This window comes from Kitasatospora sp. NPDC059648 (assembly GCF_042734825.1).
Taxonomy (GTDB): Bacteria; Actinomycetota; Actinomycetes; order Streptomycetales; family Streptomycetaceae; genus Kitasatospora.
Genome location: NZ_JBHWDU010000068.1, coordinates 19,335 through 43,991 on the forward strand (window position 1 = coordinate 19,335; position 24,657 = coordinate 43,991).

18 protein-coding genes and 1 pseudogene are annotated in these 24,657 nt (G+C 74.4%); 13 read left to right on the forward strand and 6 right to left on the reverse strand.

Annotated features, from left to right (window positions below):
- Window positions 1-112 precede the first annotated feature (112 nt).
- Window positions 113-598, forward strand: coding sequence for an Lrp/AsnC family transcriptional regulator (locus tag ACFV1W_RS30080; RefSeq protein ID WP_380420410.1), 486 nt, complete (start codon window positions 113-115; stop codon window positions 596-598).
- Between the two features lie 37 nt (window positions 599-635).
- Here the strand turns inward: ACFV1W_RS30080 and ACFV1W_RS30085 are convergent, their stop codons facing one another.
- On the reverse strand, window positions 636-1,559 hold the full coding sequence (locus ACFV1W_RS30085; protein WP_380420411.1) for an NAD(P)/FAD-dependent oxidoreductase: 924 nt from the start codon (window positions 1,557-1,559) through the stop codon (window positions 636-638).
- A 316-nt stretch (window positions 1,560-1,875) separates the two neighbouring features.
- On the opposite strand from ACFV1W_RS30085, the gene ACFV1W_RS30090 reads away from it, so the two are divergent.
- The 4 genes from ACFV1W_RS30090 to ACFV1W_RS30105 are packed head-to-tail and all read left to right on the forward strand — an operon-like array spanning window position 1,876 to window position 5,933.
- On the forward strand, window positions 1,876-2,043 hold the full coding sequence (locus tag ACFV1W_RS30090; protein ID WP_350508941.1) for an SflA family class IV lanthipeptide: 168 nt from the start codon (window positions 1,876-1,878) through the stop codon (window positions 2,041-2,043).
- Window position 2,044: 1 nt separating this feature from the next.
- Window positions 2,045-4,582, forward strand: a complete 2,538-nt coding sequence (gene lanL, locus ACFV1W_RS30095; RefSeq protein ID WP_380420412.1) for a class IV lanthionine synthetase LanL — start codon at window positions 2,045-2,047, stop codon at window positions 4,580-4,582.
- A 47-nt stretch (window positions 4,583-4,629) separates the two neighbouring features.
- Window positions 4,630-5,412 carry an HAD-IIA family hydrolase gene (locus tag ACFV1W_RS30100; protein WP_380420413.1) on the forward strand — a complete coding sequence of 261 codons (783 nt, stop codon included), beginning with the start codon at window positions 4,630-4,632 and terminating at the stop codon, window positions 5,410-5,412.
- Window positions 5,413-5,468: 56 nt separating this feature from the next.
- Window positions 5,469-5,933, forward strand: coding sequence for a hypothetical protein (locus ACFV1W_RS30105; protein WP_380420414.1), 465 nt, complete (start codon window positions 5,469-5,471; stop codon window positions 5,931-5,933).
- A gap of 37 nt (window positions 5,934-5,970) precedes the next feature.
- Here the strand turns inward: ACFV1W_RS30105 and ACFV1W_RS30110 are convergent, their stop codons facing one another.
- The 3 genes from ACFV1W_RS30110 to ACFV1W_RS30120 form a co-directional block, all read right to left on the reverse strand.
- Entirely contained in the window at window positions 5,971-10,509 is a 4,539-nt protein-coding gene (locus ACFV1W_RS30110; RefSeq protein WP_380420415.1) for an HAD-IC family P-type ATPase, read from the reverse strand.
- Window positions 10,510-10,531: 22 nt separating this feature from the next.
- Complete coding sequence (locus ACFV1W_RS30115; RefSeq protein ID WP_380420416.1) at window positions 10,532-10,993, reverse strand: hypothetical protein; 462 nt, start codon at window positions 10,991-10,993, stop codon at window positions 10,532-10,534.
- 653 nt (window positions 10,994-11,646) lie between these two features.
- On the reverse strand, window positions 11,647-12,006 hold the full coding sequence (locus ACFV1W_RS30120) for a hypothetical protein (RefSeq protein ID WP_380420417.1): 360 nt from the start codon (window positions 12,004-12,006) through the stop codon (window positions 11,647-11,649).
- Between the two features lie 425 nt (window positions 12,007-12,431).
- Here ACFV1W_RS30120 and ACFV1W_RS30125 point away from each other — a divergent pair, with 425 nt between their 5' ends.
- A complete protein-coding gene (locus ACFV1W_RS30125; protein WP_380420418.1) occupies window positions 12,432-13,370 on the forward strand; it encodes a hypothetical protein in 939 nt (312 codons plus the stop codon).
- A gap of 54 nt (window positions 13,371-13,424) precedes the next feature.
- Here the strand turns inward: ACFV1W_RS30125 and ACFV1W_RS30130 are convergent, their stop codons facing one another.
- Window positions 13,425-14,342 (reverse strand): alpha/beta fold hydrolase, encoded by a 918-nt coding sequence (locus tag ACFV1W_RS30130; RefSeq protein ID WP_380420419.1) that lies wholly within the window; start codon window positions 14,340-14,342, stop codon window positions 13,425-13,427.
- A gap of 699 nt (window positions 14,343-15,041) precedes the next feature.
- Between ACFV1W_RS30130 and ACFV1W_RS30135 the strand changes: the two genes are divergently transcribed.
- The 5 genes from ACFV1W_RS30135 to ACFV1W_RS30155 all read left to right on the forward strand — a co-directional run bounded on the left by ACFV1W_RS30135 (window position 15,042) and on the right by ACFV1W_RS30155 (window position 21,561).
- A complete protein-coding gene (locus ACFV1W_RS30135) occupies window positions 15,042-15,710 on the forward strand; it encodes a TNT domain-containing protein (RefSeq protein WP_380420420.1) in 669 nt (222 codons plus the stop codon).
- 82 nt (window positions 15,711-15,792) lie between these two features.
- Window positions 15,793-16,200, forward strand: coding sequence for a hypothetical protein (locus ACFV1W_RS30140; RefSeq protein WP_380420421.1), 408 nt, complete (start codon window positions 15,793-15,795; stop codon window positions 16,198-16,200).
- A 635-nt stretch (window positions 16,201-16,835) separates the two neighbouring features.
- Complete coding sequence (locus tag ACFV1W_RS30145) at window positions 16,836-18,368, forward strand: MFS transporter (RefSeq protein ID WP_380420422.1); 1,533 nt, start codon at window positions 16,836-16,838, stop codon at window positions 18,366-18,368.
- 211 nt (window positions 18,369-18,579) lie between these two features.
- Complete coding sequence (locus tag ACFV1W_RS30150; RefSeq protein WP_380420423.1) at window positions 18,580-19,893, forward strand: TIM44-like domain-containing protein; 1,314 nt, start codon at window positions 18,580-18,582, stop codon at window positions 19,891-19,893.
- A 309-nt stretch (window positions 19,894-20,202) separates the two neighbouring features.
- Window positions 20,203-21,561: a ricin-type beta-trefoil lectin domain protein gene (locus ACFV1W_RS30155; RefSeq protein ID WP_380420424.1), complete on the forward strand. Its 1,359-nt coding sequence runs from the start codon at window positions 20,203-20,205 to the stop codon at window positions 21,559-21,561.
- A 324-nt stretch (window positions 21,562-21,885) separates the two neighbouring features.
- On the opposite strand, the gene ACFV1W_RS30160 is transcribed toward ACFV1W_RS30155, so the two are convergent.
- On the reverse strand, window positions 21,886-22,392 hold the full coding sequence (locus tag ACFV1W_RS30160; protein ID WP_380420426.1) for a DUF664 domain-containing protein: 507 nt from the start codon (window positions 22,390-22,392) through the stop codon (window positions 21,886-21,888).
- A gap of 880 nt (window positions 22,393-23,272) precedes the next feature.
- Between ACFV1W_RS30160 and ACFV1W_RS30165 the strand changes: the two genes are divergently transcribed.
- Window positions 23,273-23,785 carry an RICIN domain-containing protein gene (locus tag ACFV1W_RS30165; RefSeq protein WP_380420425.1) on the forward strand — a complete coding sequence of 171 codons (513 nt, stop codon included), beginning with the start codon at window positions 23,273-23,275 and terminating at the stop codon, window positions 23,783-23,785.
- Window positions 23,786-24,223: 438 nt separating this feature from the next.
- Window positions 24,224-24,562, forward strand: a pseudogene (locus ACFV1W_RS30170) (SRPBCC family protein); the annotation flags it as partial.
- Window positions 24,563-24,657 lie beyond the last annotated feature (95 nt).

Here is a 24,657-nt window from a genome sequence, read left to right on the forward strand (position 1 = left end):
CGTCGGTAAGGATGGAACTTTCGGGCGCTCCGTGGAAGACCCTCCGAAGAACATTCGGCCCAGGCCCGATCAGGTTTGCGAATCTGCGGAACGGACTGCGATCCTGGCGGGCATGCCGAACAATCCGCAGGCCCGCCGGGCGCCGCTCGACGACGTGGACCGGGCGATCGTCCGCGCCCTGGCCGACAACGCCCGCCTCCCGAACAACGCCCTCGCGGCCGCCGTCGGCATCGCCCCCTCCACCTGCCTGGCCCGCGTCCGGGCGCTCCAGGAGCGCGGCATCATCCGCGGCTTCCGGGCCGAGCTCGACCCGGCCGCGATCGGGCTGCCGCTCCAGGCGATGATCTCGGTACGGCTGCGCGCCCACACCCGCGAGCAGAACGAGAGCTTCCGCAGCACCGCCCCCGACCTGCCCGGCGTGCTGGCCGTCTTCCACATGGCCGGATCGGACGACTACCTGCTGCACGTGGGCGTCGCCGGGCCCGAGGAACTGCGCGACTTCGTCGTGGACCACCTCACCACACACCCGGCGGTGGCCCAGACCCGCACCAACCTGATCTTCGAACAGATACCGGGCCGCCGCTACCTGGGACGCTGACGGCCCGGCGTCCCGGCCGCCTTCAGGTGGCGGGCGATCAACTCGGCGAAGTGAGCGGCGGACGCATCCGGGACTCGGCGGCCAGCGCCGCGTGCTGGACGGCGGCCTCCTCGACGGCCTCCTCCCGGGTCCAGTCCGCGATCGGGCCACGGTCCGGGCGCCAGGGCGCGAGGAACGGGCCGGGGCTGTCCCGGAGGATCGCGGCGGCGAGCTCCTGGGCGATCAGCGGGGAGGCGTGCAGTCCGTCCCGGTGGGTGCCGGTGGCCACCCAGAGCCCGGGGCGGGCGGTCGGTCCGATCAGCGGGTGGCCGTCGAGGCCCACCGGGCGGTTGCCGTGGTGCAGGCGGCGCACCCTGGCCGTGCCGAGGCCGTGGTGGAGCTGCCCGACGGCGGACGGTTCGGCGCCGGGAGCGAGCGCGGGGGCGGCGAAAGCGCCGAGGTACCAGGGGCCGTCGACCTGGGGCACGGCGTGCAGGCCGCAGGCGTAGGCGCGGTTGGGGGTGCGCAGCACGGCGGGAAGCGGGCCCGGAGCGGTGACGGTGACGGCGGTTCCCTCGGCGGCCACGACCGGCAGGACGGACAGGCCGGGATCGAGGGTGTCGAGCAGCGGCGTGGTCCAGGCCCCGGCGGCCAGCACCAGGGTGGGCGCGGTCAACCAGGTTTTGCGGCCGCGCAGTTGGTAGCCCTCGCGGACGGCCCGCAGCCGGCCGGTCGGCACTCTGGTGACGTTGGGCAGTGCGGCGAGCGCCGCGTCCAGGGTGGCGAGCCAGCGGCGGGCGTCGAGGTAGGCCTCGGCGGGCAGGTGGAGGGCGCGCAGGGCGCGGTCGTTGTCCAGCGGCCGGTGGGCGGGGACGGCGGACGGATCGACCTCCTCGACCGGCAGGCCGCACCGGCGCCCGGCCTCGGCCACGGCGGCGAAGGACTGCTCGTCGATCCGGCTGGAGACGGCGTTCAGCAGCACGAACGCGAACTCCTCCAGAGCGGCGAGGGGTTCGGCGCACCGGCGTCGCCCGGGCCGGGCTGGGCCCGGCCACCGACCGGGCGGGCTTCCGTCACGCGGTCGGCGTCAGCTTCCGAGCCGGCGGCCCCACATCCACGGGCGCGTTTACGGTTTCTCCACGAATGTGCTCAGGAAGTGGAGTTGGTGCGTCCTGACCCCTTGTCAGGCGGAACGTTCCTCCCTACCTTCGTGCATCGGGATCCCGGCCCACTGCGCCGGTCGCAGGGGCCGCGATCCGCACCATCACCGGAGGCACGACAAGATCTGGAGGTTTCCCATGCCCGGAACCATGATCGAGGAGATCCGCGACGCGGGTCCGCTGCTGGTCGACGACGAGACCATCGCGTTCGAGGACGACGACCGCGCCGACCGCGAGGCCACGGCGTGTCTGGCCGACCCGTGGGTGACGGCGACCACCCGCTTCGCCTGCGACTTCAACTCCTGACGTGACCGGTTCCGCCGCCGGCCGCCACGGGTGGTCCGACGACACCTGGACGTACCTGAACGATCCCCGGATGCCGGCGGTGGAACACGGTTGGAAGCTGCACGTCTCGGCACGGCCCGGCGAGCTGGCGGCCGTGACCGGGCTCGTCCGGCCGGTGTTGCTGCGGTACGTCTGCCACGCCAAGTGGGCGAGCGGCCCCGAGGTGCTGCGGGAGCTCAACTCCGGTGCGCGCGGCGCAGGTTCGGTCGGGAAGGCGATCACGGTGTACCCGGCGCCGGGCACGGTGGTCGCGCTCGCCGAGGAGCTGGTCGCGGTGCTGCGCGGGCGTGAGGGACCGACGGTGGTGAGCGACCGGCGGGTCGATCCGGACGCACCGGTCCACTACCGCTACGGGCCCTTCACCGGCGACTACCGGACCGGCCGGAGCGGGCGGCTGGAATCCGTCATGGTCGGTCCGGACGGTCGGGTCTTCGACGGTCTGGCGGCCGGTTCCTACCGGTGCCCGCCCTGGGCCGAGGACCCCTTCGAACAGCGGGCGGCCGCGGCGGCCGGACCACAGGGCTCCCCCGGGCTCGGCGGCGGCCGCTACCGGGTGACCGCCGGCATCGCGCGCAGGCCGCAGGGCAACGTCTACCGGGCCGTCGACCTGACCACCGGGCTGCCGGTGGTGGTCAAGCAGGCACGGGCCTTCGTCGCCGAGGAGGAGTCCGGGGCGGACGCCCGGGACCGGCTGCGCAACGAGCGGGCCGTCCTCACCGCGCTCGACGGCCTCCCCGGGGTGCCCCGGGCCCTCGACTCCTTCCGGCACCGCTCGGACGAGTACCTGGTGATGAGCAGTTGCGGCGACCGGGACCTTCGGCGGGAGGTCCAGGAGCGCGGTCCGTACGACGCCGACCGTCTGGCCGAGCTGGCCGCCCGGCTGCTGCGGCTGCTGGACGGCATCCACCGGCGGGGCGTGGTGGTCCGCGATCTGAAGCCCGACAACGTGGCGCTCGACGCCGACGGCCGGTGCCGGCTGGTCGACTTCGGGATCAGCGCGCTCGGCGCCGCCGCCCCGGACGGCGCGACGCCCGGCTACAGCGAGCCGGTACGGCGCCCGGCCGGGCAGCCGGCCGAACCCGCCGACGACTACTACGCGCTGGGCGCGACCCTCGGCTTCGCCGCCACCGGCCTGGATCCGGTCATCGTCGACGGCGACCCCGCCGTCAACCGGGACCGCACCCTGGCCGGGCTGGCCCGGGCGCTGCCCGGCGACGGCCATCGCCGGTTCCGGCAGCTGGTCGCCGAGTTGACGAGCCTCGATCCGGCCGTACGGACCGCCGGCGCGAACCGGCTGCGCACCGGGAAGGCCCGGGCGGCGTCCCGGGAGCCCGAGCCGCCGCGGGTCGACGCCGACCTGCTCCGGGAGATCATCGAGCACACCACCGCGTACTGCGTCGCCGAGGCCCGGCGGATCGTTGACCCGGTGCTCTCGGCGCGCGCGGCCGTGCCGACGCCGGCCGACGTCTACGGCGGGAGCGCGGGCCTCGGCCTGGAGCTCCTCCGCCACCACCACCGGCCCGGCGTGCCGGAGGCCGTCGACGCGCTGGCGCGGTGGACGGCCGGTCGGTCCCGGAGCCTGCCGCCGGGCTTCTACTCGGGCCGCACCGGCGTCGAGCTGTTCCTCGCCGAGGCCGGGATCGGCACGGACGGGGCCCTCTCGGACAGGGCGGTCACGGACGGCACCGTCGTGAACGGCGCCGAGGACCTGCCGACCCGGGGCCCGGACGGCGGGCCGCCCGAGGCGGACCTGATCGAGGGCGTCGCCGGGATCGGCGTCGGCCACCTGCTGCTCGCCCGGTGCTCCCGGGCGGACCGGGACCGGCACCTCGCCGTCGCCGCCGAGTGCGCCCGGATGCTGGCCTCCGGCCGGGCCCGGCTCTCGCCCGCGGGCGTCGACACGGTCGGCAGCGCCGCACTGCGCGAGGGACTGGCGCACGGCACCGCGGGTGTCGCCTACTTCCTGCTGGAGTACGGGAGTTCGAGCGGCGATCCGGCCGACCTGCGCCGGGCCGAGCGGGCCTGCGCGCAGCTCGCCGCCGTCACGCCGGAGCTCCTCGCCCGCGCCACCGCCCCGGGGGCGACCCGCCGCTACGGCTCCTGGTGCCGGGGCCTGGCCGGGGTCGGTACGGTGCTCGTCCGGGCCGCCGACCGGCTGGGCGACCCCGGGTACCTCGCCCTCGCCCGGCGAACCGCCCGCACCTGCGCCGCGCTCGCGCCGCGGATGCCGCTGGTCGGCCAGTGCTGCGGGCTCGCCGGCGTCGGCGACTTCCTGGTGGACGTCGCGGCCGCCTCGGGCACCGAGGAGTCCTGGGACGCCGCCCGCACCGTCGCGGCCGTCATCCTCAGCCGCAGCGGCGGCACCCCGGCCCGCCCGGTCTTCCCGGACCCGGGCCTCGCCCGGGCGAGCGCCACCTGGGCGGGCGGCTCCGCCGGGGTGCTCGCCTTCCTGCGACGGCTGCACGACCGGGGCGGAGCGCGCCTCGGCCTCATCGGCTGACGGGCGGAGGCCGAGCCCTTCGCCCACGGCGGCGCTATGTTCGGGTCATGGGACGACCCGAAGGCGTGCTGCTCGACATCGACGGCGTGCTCACGGTGGACTGGCAGCCGCTCCCCGGAGCCGTGGCGGCGCTGCGCCACCTGCACACCGGGGGCCTGCCGTACATGCTGCTGACCAACACCACCTCCCGCACCCGGCAGTCCGTCGCCGAGGCCCTCGCCGGAGCCGGGTTCCCGGTCACCGTCGAGTCCGTGCTCACCGCGCCCGCCGCCACCGCCGCCCGGCTGGCGGGCTCCCGCTGTCTGCTGCTCAACAGCGGCGACATCCGGCCGGATCTGGGCGCCGTCGAGCTGGTCGACGACCCGGCCGAGGCCGAGGTGGTCCTGACCGGCGGCGCGGGCCCCGAGTTCGACTACCCGGCACTCGACCGCGCCTTCACCGCCCTCCAGGCCGGGGCCCGGCTGGTCGCGATGCACCGCAACGCCTACTGGCGGACCGGGGAGGGTCTTCGGCTGGACGGCGGCGCCTTCGTCGCCGCGCTGGAGTACGCGGCCGGTGTGCGGGCCGAGGTGCTCGGCAAACCGGCCGAGGCGTTCTTCACCGCCGCCCTGGACCGCCTCGGCCTCGCCGCGGACCGGGCGCTGATGGTCGGCGACGACATCGAGTCCGACGTGCTCGCCGCCCAGCGCTACGGGATCACCGGCGTCCTGGTGCGCACCGGCAAGGCGGCCCCGGGCACCCCGCGCCGCGGCGACGGGGACCCGGACCACGTCCTCGACTCGGTGGCGGACCTGCCGGAGCTGCTGTCCCGGCTCCGGCAGGAGCGCTGAAGGTGCGGCGGGCCGCCCGGTGTGCGTCCCTGGTCCTCGACGGAACGGAGAAACCGATGGGCCTGCCCCTGCTCGCCGGCCATGTCCTCGTTCGCTTCACGGACGGTCCGCCGGAGGTGGCCGAAGCGGTCCTCGACGCCCTGGAAGCCGCCTTCCCGACGCACACCGGCCGGGGCCGTACCCGGATCGGCAACGTGTGGGACGTGCCGCCCACGCTGACCTCGGAGGGCACCTGGACGGTCGCCGAAGCCGGGCCCGGGGGCACCGAGGCGATCCCCGTGCCGGGCCCGGCGGTGAGCACCTCACAGGCCTTCGACGTCCAGAGCCCCGCCCCGCCGCAGCGACCGCCGGCCCTGACGGGCGGGGCGACGGCGGAGCTGCTCGGCACGCCCGAGCACGTGGACACGATGCTGCGGGCGCTCGCCGCGCTCTGTCGGGTGGACGAGCAGGGCCGGGAGGAGCAGGGCCCGCAGCTGGCGGTCCGCCTGCGGATCGGGCGTCCCGCGGGCGGTGCCGGGTAGCCGCGCCGCCGTGTGCGGGCCCGGCCGTCGGCCCCGCTCACGACCTCTTCCCGCGTACGGCCGACACCGCCCGGGCCAGCGCCACCACCAGCAGGCGCTCGGCCTGCGGGATGAGCGGGGGCGCGGCCAGCGCCACGGCGATCGAGGCCGCCACGCCCGTCCAGGCCACCGGGCCGAGCGGGGTGCAGCCGAAGAACCGGCTGACGCCCGGCGTCTGCACCACCACGGCCAACGCGGCCGCGGAGCCCAGCACCGTCGCCAGCACCAGCGGGCTACGGGCCCGCCCGGTCAGGGTCTGGGCCAGCTGGGCACCGACGACGCCGCACAGGGCCATCGTGCTGGTGCGCCGGACCGAGCCGGGCGTCGCGGTGCCGATGAGCCAGGCGGTGGCCGCGCCGAGGGCGGTCACCAGGCCGCGGTGCCGGATCTGCCGGGCGAGCGGGGCGTCCAGCGCGGCGGTGCCGACGCGCGGGGCGGCCCCGCCGTTCGGCGGATCGTCCCGCGGGGTGACCGCGACGGCCATCGCCGGGAACATGTCGGTGAGCAGGTTGACCAGCAGGATCTGCCGGGTGGACATCGGGGCGCGCCCGGAGAGCACGGTGCCCAGCAGGGAGAAGCCGATCTCGCCGGCGTTGCCGCCGATCAGGATGGTGATCGCGTCGGCGACGCTGCGCCACAGCGCCCGGCCCTCGTCCACCGCGTCGGTCAGCACGGTCAGTTCGTCGTCGGTGATCACCAGGTCGGCCGCGTTGCGGGCGGCCGCCGAGCCACGGGCGGCGATCCCGATCCCGATGTCGGCCGTGCGGATGGCGGCGGCGTCGTTGGCGCCGTCCCCGACCATCGCCACCACCCGCCCGGATTCCCGGAGCGCCTCGACCACCAGCACCTTCTGCTCGGGGGCGACCCGGGCGACGACGTCGCAGCCGCCCAGCGCCCGGGCACGACCGGTCCGGTCGAGGCCGGCCAGCTCGTCGCCGGTGGCCAGGGCGAGGTCCTCGGGCCAGCCGAGGGCGAGGGCGACCGCGCGGGCCGTGGCCGGGTGGTCGCCGGTGAGCATCACCGGCCGCACCCCGGTGCCGCGCAGCCCCTCGATCAGCGCCGCGGACCCGGAGCGCGGGGTGTCGGCCAGAGCGACGAAGCCGACGAGTTCCAGCCCCTCCAACGGCCGGTCGAGCGCCTCCTCGTCGGCCTCGGAGAGCGGTCGCAGCGCGACGGCGAGGACCCGCAGGCCGTCCGCGCCCAGGGCTGCCACGGTCGCGTCCCCGTCCTGCCCCTCCCCCGCGCCCGCGCAGGCCGGCAGCACCGCTTCCGGCGCGCCCTTCACCACCAGCAGCGCCCGTCCGTCGCCCTCCGTCCCGGTCGCGGCCGCGTAGCCACGGCTGGCCTCGAAGGGCAGCGTCTGGGCGGGCGCCCAGCCGAGGTCGTCCGGCGCGGCGGCGAGCACCGCCTCGTCGGTGGAGTGGGCGTGCACGGCTTCGTTCTCGTGGGCCGGCGGGCAGGCCCGGGCCGCCATCCGCAGGACGGTGACGGCCGTGGGATCGTCGGCCGGGTGGCGGGCACCGTCGGCCGTGGCGACGCGGGTCACCCGCAGCCGGTTCTCGGTGAGGGTGCCGGTCTTGTCGAAGCAGACGGTGTCCATCCGGCCGAGCGCCTCCAGGGCGCGCGGGGTGCGGACCAGCACGCCCTGGCGGCTGAGCCTGCGGGCCGCGGCCAGCTGGGCGACGGTGGCCACCAGCGGCAGGCCCTCGGGTACGGCGGCCACCGCCACGGCCAGCCCGCCCCGGACGGCCTCGCGCACCGGGCGGCCCCGCAGCACCGCCAGGCCGGCGACGGCGGCTCCGCCGAGCAGGGTGAACGGCAGGCTGCGGTCGGTCAGTTCGCGCAGCCGGGCCTGGACTCCCCCGGCGGGCGGGGTACGGGCGGCGAGGTGCGCGGCCCGTCCGGCCTCGGTGTCCTCGCCGGTTCCGACGACGACGGCACGGGCGTGCCCGGCCACCACGGTGGTGCCCTCGAAGACCATGCAGCGGCGGTCGGCGATCGTCGCCTCGGGGGTGGCGGCCAGCTGTTTCGCGACCGGGAGGGACTCGCCGGTCAGCGCGGACTCGTCCACCTCCAGCTCGTCCAGCTGGATCAGCCGGGCGTCGGCGGGCACCACCTCTCCGGTGCTCAGCTCGATCACCTGGCCCGGCCTCAGATCGGCGACGCCCACCCGCCGGGTCCGCTCGCCGTCGACCACCGTGGCCCGCTGATGCTGTGTCACCTCCAGTGCGGACAGGGCCCTCTCGGAGCGGAGCCGCTGGAACGCGCCGATCAGTGAGTTCATCCCCAGGGCACCGGCGACCAGCGCCGCGTCCACGGTCGAGCCCAGCAGGGCGGAGGCGGTCGCCCCGACGAGCAGGACCGGCGTCAGCGGATCGTCGAGCTCGGAGCGCACCGCGCCGACCAGCCGGCCCGCCCCGCGCAGCGGCGGGTGGGAGGCGAGCCGCCGGACCCACGACCCGTCGCGCTGCGCCGGGCGGCGGACGGCCTTGAGCCGGGCCAGCGCCTCCTTGGGCGCGAGCGCGTGCCAGGGGACGCGCGGCGGCGGATGGGGGGCGCTGCGGGTGCCGACCCGCAGGGCGGCCCGCAAGCCCGAGACCAGGGCCGCGGCGGTCGCCACGTTCACGGGGGAGAGCCGGGCGGCGACCGGGAGGGTGCTGTGGGGGCGCCGGCCCCGGGTGACGACCAGGAGCCCGGACAGCGCGGCGCTCGCCTCGGCCAGGGTCTTGGAGTGCCGGGCGACGGTGCGGGCGGCGGGGATCGCGGACAGCAGCCGCCACGCGGAGTCGAGGCCGGCCGGGCCGTCCGGGCCGTTCAGCAGGAGGAGGTCCGCCCCCCACACCACCGCGCTGTCCGGGTCCGTGACCGCGACCGCGAGGTCGCCGCGCAGCAGTCCGGCGAGCAGTTCGCCGGCTTCATCCGTCAACTCGGCTGCTCCATCCGCGGGAACGCGAGCGATGGTGAGCACCACCCTTCCCGCGCGCTGGAGTTCGCGCACCGCGTCAGCCAACGGCCTTTCGTAGCCGATCAGTTGATCAGCCAGGGCGCCGAAGTCGCCGAGCGTCCCGTCGTCGGCCACCACGACGTGCAGCCCGGCCAGGCGGGCGGCGTCCAGCGCGGCTTCGGCCACCGGGGCGATCTCCCGCCCGACCAGGACCGTGCCGACGTCCACGCCTCCGGCGGCCGCGACCAGCAGCCCCGTCCCGGCGTCCGGCCGGCCCGCCCGGTCGGGCACCGGCCGTAGTTCGAGTTCCGCCTCGGGCCGGTCCAGGGCGGCGACGGCCGCCTGCCAGAGCCGGTCGTGGTCCCAGTCGGGAGCGGTGGGGTGGACCTCCAGGACCGTTCTGCCCGTACCGCGCAGCGAGTCCGGGTGCAGAACCACGGTGTCCACCAGCTCCAGTCGGCGCAACCGCTCCAGGTTGCGGACCAGGACGCCCTCACGGGCGAGTGCGGTGCCGAGCACGGAGGTGAACGCGGCGGGGCCGTAGCGCACGGCCTTCGGGTTGCCCGCCACCAGCCCCTCGGCGGCCTCCGCCACGTCGCGGGTGAACAGCAGGGCCGCGGCCGCGCCGAGCAGGGTGCTGCCGACCGCCTGGTCCGCGAACTCCTCGCCGGGCAGCGGGCGCAGCGCGGGCCGGGCGCTTTTCGCACCCGCGACGCTCAGCCGTCCGGGCGCGCAGACCGTGTCGTGCGCGGCGTCGAAGGCGGCGGCGCCGGCGATCGTCTCCATCAGCCGCCCGGTCCGCAGCACCGCGTCCAGGGCCAGCGCGCCGGGCGACTGCCCGGCGCCGTACGCCGCGGCGCCGACGGCCGCCATCGCCAGCTCGGAACCGGCCTCGCCGAGCCGCCGGCGCAACAGGGCGCGGACGTCGGGGTCCTCGCGGACCAGGGAGACCAGGGCGGTGGCCATCCGGGGCCCGGTGCGCAGCGGAAGCGCCCGGGCTCCCACGGCGGTGACGAAGCCGACGGCGTCGCAGACCAGCGCGACCGCCTGGGCGCGGACACCGCCGGTCCGTCCGGGGTGGGCGGTCTCCAGGACGTCCTCGTCCACCCGTTCCAGGCGCTGGCCGGCGGCGAGTTCGGTGGCCCGTTCCACCACGCGGTCGGTGGCCGCGTCCTGGGCCAGCTGCACCACCAGCCGGGAGAGGCCGCCGTCCCAGTAGGCGGCGATCACGTCCGGCCGCCGGGCCAGCCCCAGTGCCACCCGCCGGGCCGCCGCCTCGACGTTCCGCGCCGTCCCGGCGGCGCCCCGGGGGCGCAGCGGCAGCTGGATCCGCGAGCCCGCGTGCCAGTAGCCCGTGCCGGCCTCGGCCGCGCTGCGGGCGACCCGGCCCACCCGGGTCGCCGTCCCGGCGGCCGAGGTGGCGGTGCGGACGGTGCTTCGGACGGTGGTTCGGGCCCCGACGCGCCCGGCCTCGGCGGCCACCCGGGCGGCGGCGCGCGCCGTGGGTACCGCGGAGCGTGCGAGGACCACCGGCACGGCCAGGGTCAGCCCCAGGCCCCTCGCCGGCAGTCGGGCCAGTCGGTGCAGTACCACGGCTCGGCCCCGATCCGCCGGGTCAGGCGCTCTTCCGCCGGGACGACCCGGCGTACGTGGCGGCGGTGGTCCGACGGCGGCTCGGCGCCGTGCCACCCGATCGATAGGCCTTCGGAGTGCTCGGCTGCGCCGCACCGGCCGATCCGGCCGTGTCTTCCGCCACGTCCGCCCGGGCGGGCGTGGCGGCGGACCGCGCGGAACTCCTCGGCCGCGCCTGGGTCAGCCAGACGGCCGCCGCACCGGCTGCGGCCACCGGCCACTCGACTGCGCCCAGCGCTCCCAGCAGCCCGGCGCCGGTGTAGGCGGCGATCCGGCGGGCCCGCGGCGACACCAGTCCCACGGTGTCGAGCACTCCGTCGACCATCCCGCCGACGGCCCCGGCACCCGGCAGGCGCCGCACGGCGGAGGCGGCGGACTCCACCGGGCGCAGCAACAGGGGCGTGCCCGTCGACGGGGCAGATGAAGTCGATTCCTGGTCGTTCATGGCCGTTTCCGATCGCTGCTCTGCGACCCCCGGGCCTGCCGCGCCTACGCGCGCACCGACCCGCGGGTCCCGCGTGTCCCACCCCTGCGTCTGCCCAGCAGCGCCCGCTCAAACGTCAGCGGCGGCCCCGGCCGGCCTCCATCGGCCGACCAGGCCGTGGCGAGCGCCGCCCCGGTCACCGCGAGGTCACCGGCAGGGAGGTTCAGCAACGTGCTCAACGGCACGGTGGCCGGTGGCGGGGCCGAGATCGACGAGGGCACCGTGCCGCGGGTCACCCTGTGTCGGGAGGGTGACCGGCCGCCGCAGCGGATCGCGACCACCCGGATCGGCTCCGGTTTCGGCGAGCGGACCGGTCCCGACGCCCTGGTGGTCGCCCGACCGGCGTCGGCGTCGGCCACGGCGACACCTCTACGTGGCGGACACCGTCGGCAACCGGATCACCGTGATCCACGGCGCCCTCCGCCGCGACACCGGCGAGCAGGTCACCGTCCGCACGCCCGGCACCAGCGGTGACCCGCCCGGCGCGGGCGCGCTGTTCCGCCTCGCGGTGGACCTGGGCCGGAACGCCGTCCACTTCGTCGACGACGCCACCGACTCCCTGGACGTCCTCCACCGACCGGCGTCCCGAGCGGGCCCCGGCGCCGGGGCGCGCCCTATTGGCGCAACAACCGCCGCCAGCGCGGCAGTTCGGTCACGCAGCAGGCCAGCGCGAGGAGGATGACCAGCACCGCCGCCCAGCCCGGGAGGAGCAGCGCGGCGGCCGTGACCGCACCCGCGAGTTCGGCGAGCACCATCAGGACCGTCGCCCAGCCGGGCACCGCGACGACCGTCCCCGGCTTGTCCCCCGGCGTCTGCAGCACCGCCGGGACGCCGATCAGCAGCACGTCCACACCGATCGCCAGCAGGACCGAGTGCGGCCACAGCGCGATCGGCAGGCCGATCCAGCCGACCAGTTCCAGCCCGGCCCGCAGCACGGTGGCGTGCCGGGGCTCCGCGTACCGCCGCTCCTCCATCGCGCTCCCCCGTTCGAACAGCCCAACAGCCCAACAGCCGGACCGGAACGGGCTACAGCCGCTCGGCCAGCGCCTCGTGGACCCGCCGCCAGGCGTCGGCGGTCGCGGCGCGTCGTGGTCCGCCGGACGGTCGGCCGCGAAGCCGTGCCGGGCGCCCGGGTAGGTGACCAGCTCCTGCCACTGACCCGCCATCGGCTCCCCCCTTCGATCGGCCGGAAGACATCGCTGCGCATCGTAGTACCAACCGCCGGACGCCATCGAACACGCCCATCGCCCGTTCACCGTCAAGGACTTGGTATGACCACGGCAAAGGCTTGACACGGCCGCGTCCGCCATCTGGACGACATCGCCGCCGAGTTGATGTGGTGTCCGGGCTCGATGAGCACGGACAAACCTCCCACACCCTCACACTCGGGAGCAGACGCATGCGCACACCGCTCAAGGCCGCCGCGCACACCCTCACCGCGCTGGCCCTGGCCGCCCTCGGCACCACCGCCCTGGCCACCGGAGCCGAGGCGCGACCCGCCCCGGCCGCCGCCCACTTCGGGGCCAAGCCGCTCCACCCGAGCGCCGCCCAGCACGCGGCCGCGACCACCAACGACACCCTCTCGGTCCGCTCCTCCGCGAGCCAGGGCGTGGTGTCCCCCACCCCGAAGGTGTACCTGGTCTTCTGGGGCAGCCAGTGGTCCTCCGACCCGGCCGGGGTGGCGGCCGACATGCAGAACATGTTCAAGGGCCTCTACGGCAGCCAGGACACCTGGGGCACCGTCCTCGACCAGTACTGCGAGGGCGTCGCCAAGGGCACCACCAGCTGCGGCACCAAGGGCGTCCACGTCCAGCACCCGGCGACCACGCCGCTGGCGGGCGTCTGGTTCGACAACTCCGCCGCCGCGCCCGCGAGCGCCACCAGCACCCAGCTCGGCGCCGAGGCCGGCAAGGCCGCCGCCCACTTCGGCAACACCACCCAGGCGCCCAACCTCAACGCCCAGTACGTGGTGATCTCCCCCACCGGCACCCACCCGGACGGCTTCCCCAACAGCGGCTTCTGCGCCTGGCACGACAAGACCAGCAGCTCCTACGGCACGCTGGCCTACACCAACCTGCCGTACATCCCGGACCTGGGCGCGGGCGCCTGCACCACCTTCACCGACGGCCGGATGCTCTCCGGCATCGAGTCCACCGAGACCCACGAGTACGCCGAGACCGTCACCGACTTCTGGCCCAGCATCGGCTGGAACGGCGGCGGCGGGGAGATCGGCGACGAGTGCGAGAACCTCGACGCCTACGTCACCCTGAGCACCGGCACCTTCGACCTCCAGGGCCTGTGGTCCAACAGCGCCAACAAGTGCGTCACGCACGGCTAGGAGCACCCCGGCCGAAGCGCGGGGCCGCCGTCCACCCGGCGGCCCCGCCGCCTCTCACCCCACCAGGCCCAGCACCGCCTCCGCGAAGGCCTCCGGCGCCTCCTGCGGAACGTTGTGACCCACTCCGGGCAGCGTCCGCACCTCGCAGGGCCCGGTGAACCGCTCGGTGCCGGTCTGGTCCGCGGCGGGGATCACCCCGTTCTCCTCGCCGACCAGCACCACCGTCGGTACCTCGATCGGCGGCCGGCGGGCGAGCCGCTCCTCCAGCGCCCGGTAGCGCGGATCCCCCTCCACCAGCCCGTACCGGTGCCGGTAGGAGTGGATCGCGACGTCCACGAAGTCGGGGTTGTGCAGGCTGGGCGCGGACGCGGCGAACGCCTTCCCGGCGTCCGCCCAGGTCGGCGACCACAGCCGCCACAGCAGCCCGCACAGCTCCTCGCGGTTGCGTTCCAGCCCCAGGCGGCCGCGCTCGGAGTGGAAGTAGTACTGGTACCAGAGGTTGCGCTCCGCCTCCGGTGCGGCCGGCTCCATCGCGCGAGCGATGTCCTGGACGAGATAGCCCCCCGCTGTGACCAGGCCGTGGACCCGATCCGGCCACAGCGCCGCCGCCGCACAGGCCGCGCGGCCGCCCCAGTCGTAGCCGGCGACCACGGCCCGCTCGATCCCCAGCGCGTCCATGAGCTCCACCAAGTCCTGCGCGAGCGCGGCCTGCTGGCCGCTTCGCCGGGTGTCCTCAGTCAGGAACCTGGTCGGCCCGTAGCCTCGCAGGTACGGCACCAGCACCTCCCGGCCGGCGTCGGCGAGCAGCCGCGCCACCTCGTCGTACGCCCGCACGTCGTAGGGGAAGCCGTGCAGCAGGACCACCGGAACGTCGGCCTCCCGGCGGCGCTCGCCGACCCGGCGGTAGGCGATCTCCAGGACCGGCGTCGTCACCCGGTGCAGCTCGTACAGCTCATCGGAACTCACAGTCATCCGGCCATGCTCGCACGCCCGACTCGGACGCGACCGACTCGAAGTCAGCCGCAGAGCCAAGCGGTTCGGTTCCGGCTCCGGCGGTCACGGCCACCGCGATGCCGTCGGAGTTGACGCGCCGGAACGGGAAGCCGGAAGCGAGCCGCGCCGCCCAGACCCCACCGTCGGTGCCCTCGCCGCCACCATCCCGGCCCGCCGCGCCGCAGCCCGGAGCTGGGCCGGCACCGCGTACAGGGGTTGCGGCTCCCGCCCGCACGTCGGAGGAGCCTCACACGGATGTCCGACGCGCCGCCTGTCAGGTCACCCGGACGGCACGTCAGGTCGCGATCCGGCCGAACTCGTTCGGACGCGGGTCCGGCACGGCTGCTCGCACTCGTCGATGCCTTCCGCTTCAGTGATCTCGTCATTCCGGCCGTTCCACGGTCGTTCCCGGCGGGCCGGGCGGCCTGTGCCGGACGCCGAGTTCTCGTGGGAGGTTCAGTGAGATCGTCAAGATGGTCCGTCGGCTGCGCGGTTGCGGTCGGCATGGCCGGTTCCCTGGTCGTGGGCCCTTCCGTGTCGTCGGCCGCGCCCGCGCTCGTGGACGGCCCCGGTCGGGCGGCTGCCTTCGGGCAGCCCAGGGCGGCCCTGCCGGCGCCCGGGCCGTCGGGGTCGTCGGCGCACCGGGGGGACGAGGACGGCGAACACGGTCGGCCGCGTGTGTGCGAGGGACTCGTCCCGTACCCCATCCCCGAGGAATTCCGCCCGTACTACTTCTGCGGTGACTGGCGGCTGGGCCCCAAGCGGCTGCCGACCCATGGGCTGCTGGGAAACATCCTCCAGGGCTACCACCGGCTCGGCGGGCTCACCGCCGTGGAGTTCCTGAACACGTGGTGGGACCCCTCCCTCGATTCGGGCGAGGGAGACTGGAACTATCCGAAGGACGACGGCTTCGCGCACGACGCCACGGGCGGCGTGCTCGCAGCGCCGTTGCTGCTCCAGGCGGGTCAGAACCTGATGGTCGACCGGTTCGGCAACGAATCCGGCCGGTTCTTCTCCCCGGCGGGCACGAAGTACGGGCAGCGGGCGATCCCGCCATCGAGCCTCAACACCATCGACCCCAGATACCCGTACGACTACAACCTGTACCGGGTGGCGAAGGACGTCACCGTGTGCGCGGGGCCGGCCGCCCCGGCGTTCGAGCAGCCGGGCGGGGCCATTCAGTACGTGGCGTCGAGCAAGTTCTGCCCGAGCATCCCCTTCGCCACCGTCGCCACGCTGGTGAACAACGGCACCCTGGTGAGAGTGAAGACCACGCCGATTGAGGAGGAGGAGGCTCAGACGGGGCAGAGGCCCGCGCCGATGAGCGGGAAAGCCACCTCGCGATGACCTCGTGACGCCGCGGCCCGGCCCTCGGAGGCCGGGCCCCGGCGTTGTCGCTGGTGGGAGCTTGTGGGAGGAGACTGGCTGCATGGACCGGTTCCAGCTGTGCCGGGCCCTTCGAGCGGCCGGGGTCCCGCAGCCGTACTACGAGATCCCCGGCTGTCCCCGCGGCCCGAACCGGGCCGACCGCTACTTCCTCGAAGAACGCGCCGGGATGTGGGTCGTGGGAGTCCGTGAGCGCGGCGGGCGAGAGGTGCTCGAACACTTCACGGACGAGGACCGGGCGTGCCGGTGGCTCTACGACCGCCTGACCGACGAAGGACCGTCACCCGTCCCGGCCACATCCGAGGAGATGGACGCGCTCCTGCACGACGGCGACGCGATCCAGCGGCGGGCCCGCGAGCAGTTCGAGCGGGCCCTTGCCAAGGCGCGCCGCCAGAACCTCCGGGAACCGGCCGCCGACGACGGTCCTGCCGAGCCGCCACCCGTGGGGTGACCGGCACCGGCCCACGGCACCGGCCGACGACGGACGGAGCGGCCGCGGGTGTCGAGGACGGAGGTGCGGCCGGTGGGGGTGCTTCGGTTGCACCCGCGACGCGAAGTGGGGTTTGCGGGTCGGGCCCTCCACCGGGGTGGGCGCGGAGTCGGTCGTGGGTCACCTGTAGTGGGCGAACACCCGGTCACGCTCCATCTCCCGGCTCCAACCCGGTTCGTCCCCACGCCGGAACGGAGCCGTCCTGGCGAGCACTTGCTGACCCCGCCGGGCCACCCCGCGCATCCGGACGCGAAGCGCGGTGGCCGGCCCCGGTTCGGGAAGGAGCTCCGGGATCAGGCCCGGTTCAGCGCGGCGCCGGCTCCGTCGGCGGTCCCGGCCAAGTGCAGGTGAACTCCAGGCCCCGCCACCCGCGGATGAGAGCGCCCGGGTGCCGATGCTCTGGAAAGCTGGGCCGGGAGTCCCCGCAGCCCTTGCGGGACCGACGCAGGCGGCGACCGGCGGGTGGCTCCGGACCACATCGGCACGGTCCTCCGGGGCCGCGGGCGTCGGCCGTGGCAGGCCGTTCCGGAAGCGGTGACCGGATCGCGGTCAGCTGGTGAGCGGTCGCCGCCGCCCGACGTACGGGAGGTGCTGCTGTGTCGGCTGCGGAGAAGCGATCCACCATCGCGACCCTCCCGATCATCCTGGGGCTCTCCACCGCGTTCACGATCACGACCGTCGACCCGCTGGTCCTCAGCCTGAACATGCCGCAGATCGGCCGGGCGCTCCACGTACCGCCCGACGTCGTCGGGTTCCTGGGAGGCGCGGCGACACTGGTCGTGGCCGCCGCCGTCCTCGCCGTGGGCAGTCTCGGGGACGCTTTCGGGCTCAAGCGGCTGCTGATGCTGGGGCTGGCCGGCGGCATCGTCGTCAACCTGCTCTCCGCGCTCTCCCCCAGCTACGAGTTCCTCCTGGTGATGCGCCTCCTCGACGGCCTGGCACTGGCCGCGATGCTGGGAGTGTCACTGGCCCTGCTCAAGGTCGCGGTGCCACCGGAGCGGCGGCCGACGGCCATCGGCATCTTCATGGCCGTCGAAATGGTGCTGTGCGGGGTGACTCCCGCGGCCGTGGGCTGGGTGGTGGGGGCCGTCGGCTGGCGGTGGCTCTTCCTGCTCGTCCCGCTGCTGGCACTGATCGCGCTCGGGCTGACGGCCCGCTACGTCTCCGAGTCCTCCGTCCCCCAGCGCCGTGGGGTCGACGTGGTCGGCGTCAGCCTCGTCGGCGCCGCCCTGCTGGCCCTCGTCCACGGCATCGCCGAGGCGGAGAACGGGATGACCCGGCTCCAGGCCTGGCTGCCCCTGGTGATCGGTGCGATCGCCGGCGTGCTGTTCGTCCTCCATGAGCGCCGCGCCGCCGAGCCGGTCCTGGAGCCGTCGCTCTTCCGCAGCGGCGCGTTCACCGTGGCCGCGCTGGCCAGCCTGGCACTGAACTTCATCGCCGCGGGGTTCAGCTTCGCCCTGGGGCAGTTCGGCAGTGTGGTCCTCAGGCTGTCCCCGCGCACTATCGGCCTGCTGTACCTGCCCGGCACGCTGCTGGTGGCAGGCGCCGTCGTCCTCGCCGGGCGCCTGATCGGAAGGTACACTCCCCGGCCGGTGCTCATCACCGGCATGCTGGTGCTGGTCGCGGGCGGGCTGCTGATGGCGGCCACCGCCGGGCCCGCGATGGCGCTGTGGGTCCTGGTCCTGGCCACCTGGCTCACCAACCTGGGCTCGCTGGTGGCCTCGGCCTCGGTGGCCGAGACCATCCTCTCGCACGCCCCGCCCGGTAGGTCCGGTGCCGTCGCCTCCGTCCAGCCGGCGTTCGGAATGACCGGCTACGCACTCGGCCCCGCCGTCTACCTCCTGCTGTTCAACCTCTTCTTCCGACGGCAGTGGCTCGACGACGCCGATGCACGCGGCCTGTCGGAGACCCGGGCCGCCCAGGCCGTGGACGCGACCCGCAGCGCGATGGCGCAGAGTCCGACCGGCGCCGGTTACGACCCGAACCTGCTCCGGCAGGCCGGGCTGGACCTCGGGCTGGACTTCACCGACGGCCTGAGGCTCACCATGCTGGTCACGAGCCTCCTGCCGCTCGCCCTGGCCGTGGCAGCGTACGTGCTCATGCCCCGCAGGATCCGGACCACGCCGTAGGAACCGGCTGAACGCGGACGGCCCGCGCGTTCCGGGCGCACGCTGGGCATCGACGTCGTGCGCGCGCGGGAGCCCCACCCCGATCGGCCGTCCCCGCTCTCGGGCGACTGGCCGACCCCGAGGTCTCCCGGGCGACCGGGCTTGTAGGCTCACGTGGAAAAGCTCTGATTCTTGAAGGGGGAGCCCAGTGCGCGCCCGTCGGTGGACAACTGTGGTCGCTGGAGCCGTCGCGCTGAGCAGCCCGACGGTCGCGCATGCCCGCGGCGGGGGCGGTAGCCACGGGTTCGGAGGCAGCGGGGGCAGCGGGGGCAGCGGGGGCAGCGGGGGCAGCCATGGTGGCGGCTTCCACGGATCGACCGGCGGCGGCTTCGGTTTCGGATCCGGTGGCGGCGAGTACTTCGCCCTGCTGGTGATCGTGGTCGTCGTCCTCCTGATCCTGTGGCTCGTGTACCGCCGCCGGAAGGCGGGGCAGGCAGTCGGCCTGAACACCGTGTCGGACCGTACGGCGCACCGCGCGGACGCACAGGCGCGCGAGCGCGCCGCCCAGGTCGGGGCCCGGGTCGATGCCATTGCCGACACGGATGCGACCTTCGATCGTGCCGCGATCGAGCGCCGGGCCGTCTGGCTGTACGTGACCGCCCAACAAGCCTGGACCCGGCACGATCACGCCACGTTGCAGCAGATCCTGTCGCCGGTGCTCTACGGCAAGTGGGCCGACGAGCTGCGCGACTACGAGTCGCGCGGCGAGGTCAACGTCGTGGAGATCGTCTCGGGCCCGGTGGTCGAGCTGGTCGACGTCGCGAATCGCGCGGGCGAGCTGAACGACACCGTCACCTTCCGGGTCACCGCGACGCTCAAGGACTACGTGCGCCGCAGCCACGGCCCGGATGCCGCGCGCAAGGACGGCTCGACGCGCCCGGTCGAGTACTGGACGCTGCGCAAGAGCCGGGCCGGAGAGTGGATCGTGTCGTCGGTGGAGCAGGCGGCCGAGGGTGCGCACCACCTGACCAGCGCCATCGAGACGGACGGCTGGGACCAGAAGGAGGTCGCTCGCGAGGCGGTGCTGGAGGTGGCCGGGAAGACCGCGGTCAAGGGTGTGAGCGACATCCTGTCGCTCACCAACATTTCGTGGAGCACGGATGCCGACACCGCCGTCGGCGATCTGAGCGTGCTCGACGGCCGGTTCGACAGGGCGGTTCTCGAGGTCGCCGTCGAGCGGTTCATCGAGGAGTGGGTCATGAACGACGGCAGTCTGGACTTCACGTCCGTGCGCACGGTCAATCGAACCGTGATGCGTGACGCCGTCGTCAGGTCGGTCACGGTGCGTTCGCTGGTCTCACGCGACCCGATCGTCTTCCGTGTCGCGGTCGCCGCAGAGGGCGTCTACTACGAGGTCGACCGGCGCAGCGAGCAGGTGCTCCGTGGCGACGCACGCCGGCGCAGGCCGATCGCCTTCGCGTTCGATCTCCGGCTGGACGACACGTCGACCGGAGCGTGGACCGTGATCGCCACCGACGTGGAGTAGGTGGCGCTCGCGCCGGGGTCGACCTCCTGAAGACGGAATCCGGACGTTCTCATCCGAACCGGCCCGTGCAACGGCGAGGCCCGTGCCGTCACCATCGGCCTTCACGAGTTGACGCCACGGAGTGCCCTTCCGACCTCTTGACGCCTTGACAGGTACAGGAGTTGAATGCGCCTCAGCTCAGCACACGATGGGACGAATCCAGGGCCCGTCCGGCAGGATCCGCCGGACCGGAGCCCCGCTCCGCTCCGCGGAACCGGCCCCCACCCCACCTCGCGGGCCGGCTCCGCGCCCCTTCCTCGGGAGCTGTAGATGACTCGTGACCCCGCGCGCCGCCGAACCGGCCGACGCGCTCGCCGACTCACCAGGCCCGGCCGTCGACTCGCGGTCCTGGCCACCCTCGGCATGCTCCTCGCGCTGATCGGTCAGGCGCCCGTCACCGCCGCCACCACGGCGGTGACGGCGGCGGCCCCGGTGGCCGCCGCCGGGCCGCCGCCGGGGTGGACGACCGTGTTCAGCGACGACTTCTCCGGCGCCGCCGGCGCACGGCCCTCCGGGGCGAACTGGACGTACGACACCGGCCCGGGCTCGAACTTCGGGACCGGCGAGATCGAGACCATGACCGACTCGACCGCCAACGTCCACCTCGACGGCAACGGCAACCTGGACATCACCGCCCTCGGCAGCGGCGGCTCCTGGACCTCGGGCCGGATCCGGACGCCGAGCGCGGTCGCCGGCGCGCCGGCCGGCGGCAAGCTGGAGGTCACGGCCTCGATCATGCAGCCCGCACCCTCCGGCGGACTGGGGTACTGGCCCGCGTTCTGGATGCTGGGCCCGGGGCAGTGGCCCGAGAACGGCGAGATCGACATCATGGAGGACGTCAACGCCCGCTCGCAGGTGGCCGGCACCGTCCACTGCGGCACCTCCCCCGGCGGCGTGTGCAACGAGGGCAACGGGATCGGCAGCGGCCTGCGCGCCTGCCCGGGCTGCCAGAGCGGCTACCACGACTACGCGATGGTCCTGGACCGCACCGACACCGCCGCCGAGTCGATCACCTGGTACCTCGACGGCGCCGCGTACTTCACCGTGACGGAGAACCAGGTCGGCGCCGCCGTCTGGCAGCAGGCCTTCGACCACCCGCTGTCCATCATCCTCGACCTGGCCATCGGCGGCGGCTTCCCCAACGGCGTCTGCGGGTGCACCACCCCGACGGCCGCCACCACCTCCGGGGCCACGATGAGCGTCGCATCCGTCGCGGCGTACACCACCACCGGCGGCAGCGGCGGCGGTTCGGCGATCACCGGTTACGGCGGCCTCTGCCTGGACGACCGAGCCGCCTCCACCGCCGACTACAACCCGGTGCAGATCTACACCTGCAACGGCACGCCCGCCCAGCAGTGGACGGTCGCCCGGGCCGGCAGCACGCTGCACGTGCTGGGCAAGTGCCTGGACGTGTACGCGGCCGGCACCGCGAACGGCACGGCGGTGGACATCTACGCCTGCAACAACACCGGCTCCCAGGTCTGGATCCCGCGCTCCGACGGTTCGCTGTACAACCCGCAGTCCGACAAGTGCCTGGACGACCCCGGGTGGTCCACCACCGCGGGCACCCAGGTGCAGATCTGGGACTGCACCGGTGGCGCCAACCAGAAGTGGGTGCTGCCCGCCTGAGACGCGTCGCGGCGGCCTGCGGCTCCCGCGGGACGGGACGGCGGCGGGGCGCGGACCCGCCGCCCGAGCAGCGGCCGGCGCGCCGGCGGCCTGCGGCATCGGCGAGGTCCATGCCGACTGCCTTCGAGAAGCGTCAGGTCTCCGCGCACGACGGACAAGCCTTCACGCCGTCCCATTCTCACGCAGCCGGTCACGGCGCGCATGCCGAGCGAGCGCCGCCCCAGGGCCTGAGAGCCTTCCGATCCCCATCGGCCGTCCCCCGGACCAGCCCGGACCGGTCGTTCCGCCCTGCCCCGCGCCTGCCCCGCGTCGGGGCGCGGGCCGTCAGCGACGGGCCAGCAGCCCCCGTACGTAGGCCGCCTGGCCGACGTGCTGGAGGTCGTCGGCGATCACACTGATCAGACGCACCCCCAGGGTGACCGGAGGCTGCCACGACTCGTCGACGATCCTGACGAGGGACCGGTTGTCGAGACCCCTCACGTAGTCGACGGTCCGTGCGTGGACGGCCTCGTGGTAGCCCACGAGAAGGTCGGCGGTGGCGGTGACCTTGGCTACCTGCGCAGGCCGGTGCCCGTAGCCGGTCGACGACGCGGCGAACGGGAGGGCGAACCGGCCCGCCCAGCCGTCGGCGGTCCACACCTGTTCGCGGTCGGCCGCGTCGGCGAGGTGGTCGTCCTGCACCCGGGTGAGGTGCCAGACCAGCCAGGCGATCGAGTTGGCCGAGTCCCGCACCCGGAAGGACAGTTGCTCCGTGGTCAGGCCGTCGACCACGTCGGCGACCGTTTCACGGATCCTGTCGAACGCGTCCACGAGAAGATCGGCGCTCTTCACACCGGCCACAGTCGCCTCCCGGTCCTTACCCCGTCCCACCGGCGGCACGAGGATGTCGCACGGAGGATGCCGCGCCGCCCCGACGATTGTGTCCCGCCCGTCGGGCCCCGGCCACCCGGGACCGGTGCGCCCTCGCCCACGCGGCCCGCGGGGCGGGACCGATCTCGTGGCGGCTCGACCACAGCCCGCAGTTCACGGGCGGTGCGAGTGGGCAGGGCCCGCAGGGCCGCTTCCAGAAGCGCCCGTACTCGCCCCCGCAACCCGGGCAGCCGTCGACGAACGGCGGACCGGGCGGGCGGTCACGCCGGGAATGCACCTGCCGGACGTCGCACCACCCGGCAACGGTTCTCGCCGTCCGCGGCAGCCAGGGCCACGGCCAGGACGTGGCCGGCGCCCGCCCGATCTACGGCCGGCTCATCGAACTCGGCGTCAACTCACCACACTGCCGGGCCACATCACACCGTCCAGGGCTCGCGGGCGATCGCCACCCGCTCACCCGTCGTGGCGGGACGGAGTCGTTGTCCCACGGACGGGCCCCGCGGCCCGGGTCAGCGGGCCGGCCCCCGGTCATGGCTTCCGGTTGCGGGCCGGATTGCGGTCATCGATAGTGGACGCGGTGGCCGTATGGCGCGCGCCGAAGTGTGGGTCATGCCACCAGCCGGCCTCGTGCCGTTGGTCGTTCTGGTCTGGCGACAACGGCAGGGCTCCTGGCGAGGAGCCACTTCGCACCTCCACCGAGGCGGCGAACAGCTGGCGGATCCGCTCCGATCACGGCATGCCCCTCCCTTGCGCCGGCCACCCTTCGTGGTCAACACCGGCAGTGCAGGCTGCACGTGAGACCGTCTCCACCCCTCCCGTTCATCACGCGAGGAGCACTCTCATGACCAAGAACACCCTGGCACGTCTCCTGACGGCGTCCGCTCTTGTGGCCGGGGGCATGATGCTGGTCCCCGACCCCGCGGTCGCACAGACAGGCTTCCACGTCGTCAACATGGCAACGGGCAAGTGCGCGACCCTGGCTGGAGGAGTCTCCACCAACAACAACGTCACTCTGGTCCAGTACAACTGCGACAACGACTCCTCGCGGCACTGGTACCTGAGCAACTGGAGCAACAACACCTTCCAGCTCGTCAACGCGAAGACGGGCAAGTGCGCGACCGTCGCCGGAGGGGTCTCCACCGACAACAACGTCACCCTCGTCCAGTACAACTGCGACAACGACTCCTCGCGCCGCTGGCGCCTCGGCAACAGCAACGGCAACTCCTACCAGTTCGTCAACGTGAAGACGGGCAAGTGCGCGACCGTCGCCGGAGGGGTCTCCGCCGACAACAACGTCACCCTCGTCCAGTACAACTGCGACAACGACCTTTCGCGTCGCTGGCAGCTGGGGTAAGAAGCCGTAGGACAGGGCCTCTGGTGGCGCCCGGGTTGGACCGGAGCCACCAGTAGGCCCTGTTTTCGCTGGCCCGCGCACACATCAGGCGCGGGGGGCCGGGGATGCCCTGTCGATTCGGCGCTTCCCGTGCCCCCTCCTCCCGACGGCGCCGGGCGGCGTTGCCATGCTTCGGCCTGGCCCGAAAAAGGACATCCTGTGACCGGCAGGACCGATGTCGCCGCCGCTTTCGGCGCCGCGGCCGTCTCCGTCCCGGCGAGCGCCGGAAGGGAGAGCTCGCTGCACCGGGCGTCCAGGCGCGGCGCCGGACCCCGTCCGTCGGGGCCCGGCGTCCGTCGGCCGGCGGCTCCCTGGTCGCGGTATCGCCGGACGGGGCCGAGGGTGGGCAGCGGACCGCCCGGCCCACTGCCGGCGCGGACAGGATCCGAGGAGCGGCCGATGACCGAGTACGAGCGCACCCGCACCATGCCTGCCCTGCCGGAGCTGGTCTTCGACCAGGCCTCCGACCCCGGACGGTTCGACGCGTGGATGCCCCGCGATCTGCACGTGCGGGTCGACGACCCGCCCGCGGTGACCGTGCACGAGGACCGCACCGGCGAGGACGAGCGCGGGCTCCTGCGGGCGCAGAAGGACCAGATGCGGATGGAGTGGGGCACCCGGGAGAACGGCCGGTACGCCGGTTGGCTCCAGGTGGCGGGCCTGGACACCGGGACCAGCCAGGTGACCGTCCACCTGTCGTTCTTCGACGCGCGGTCGGCCCCGCCGCGCGAGGAGGTCTGAGCTTGCTCCGCTTTGACGGACACCGTTGGTGTGGTGGTCAGGCCGCCAGCACGGTCTCGTACTCGGCTGGGCTGCGGTAGCCGAGGCTGCTG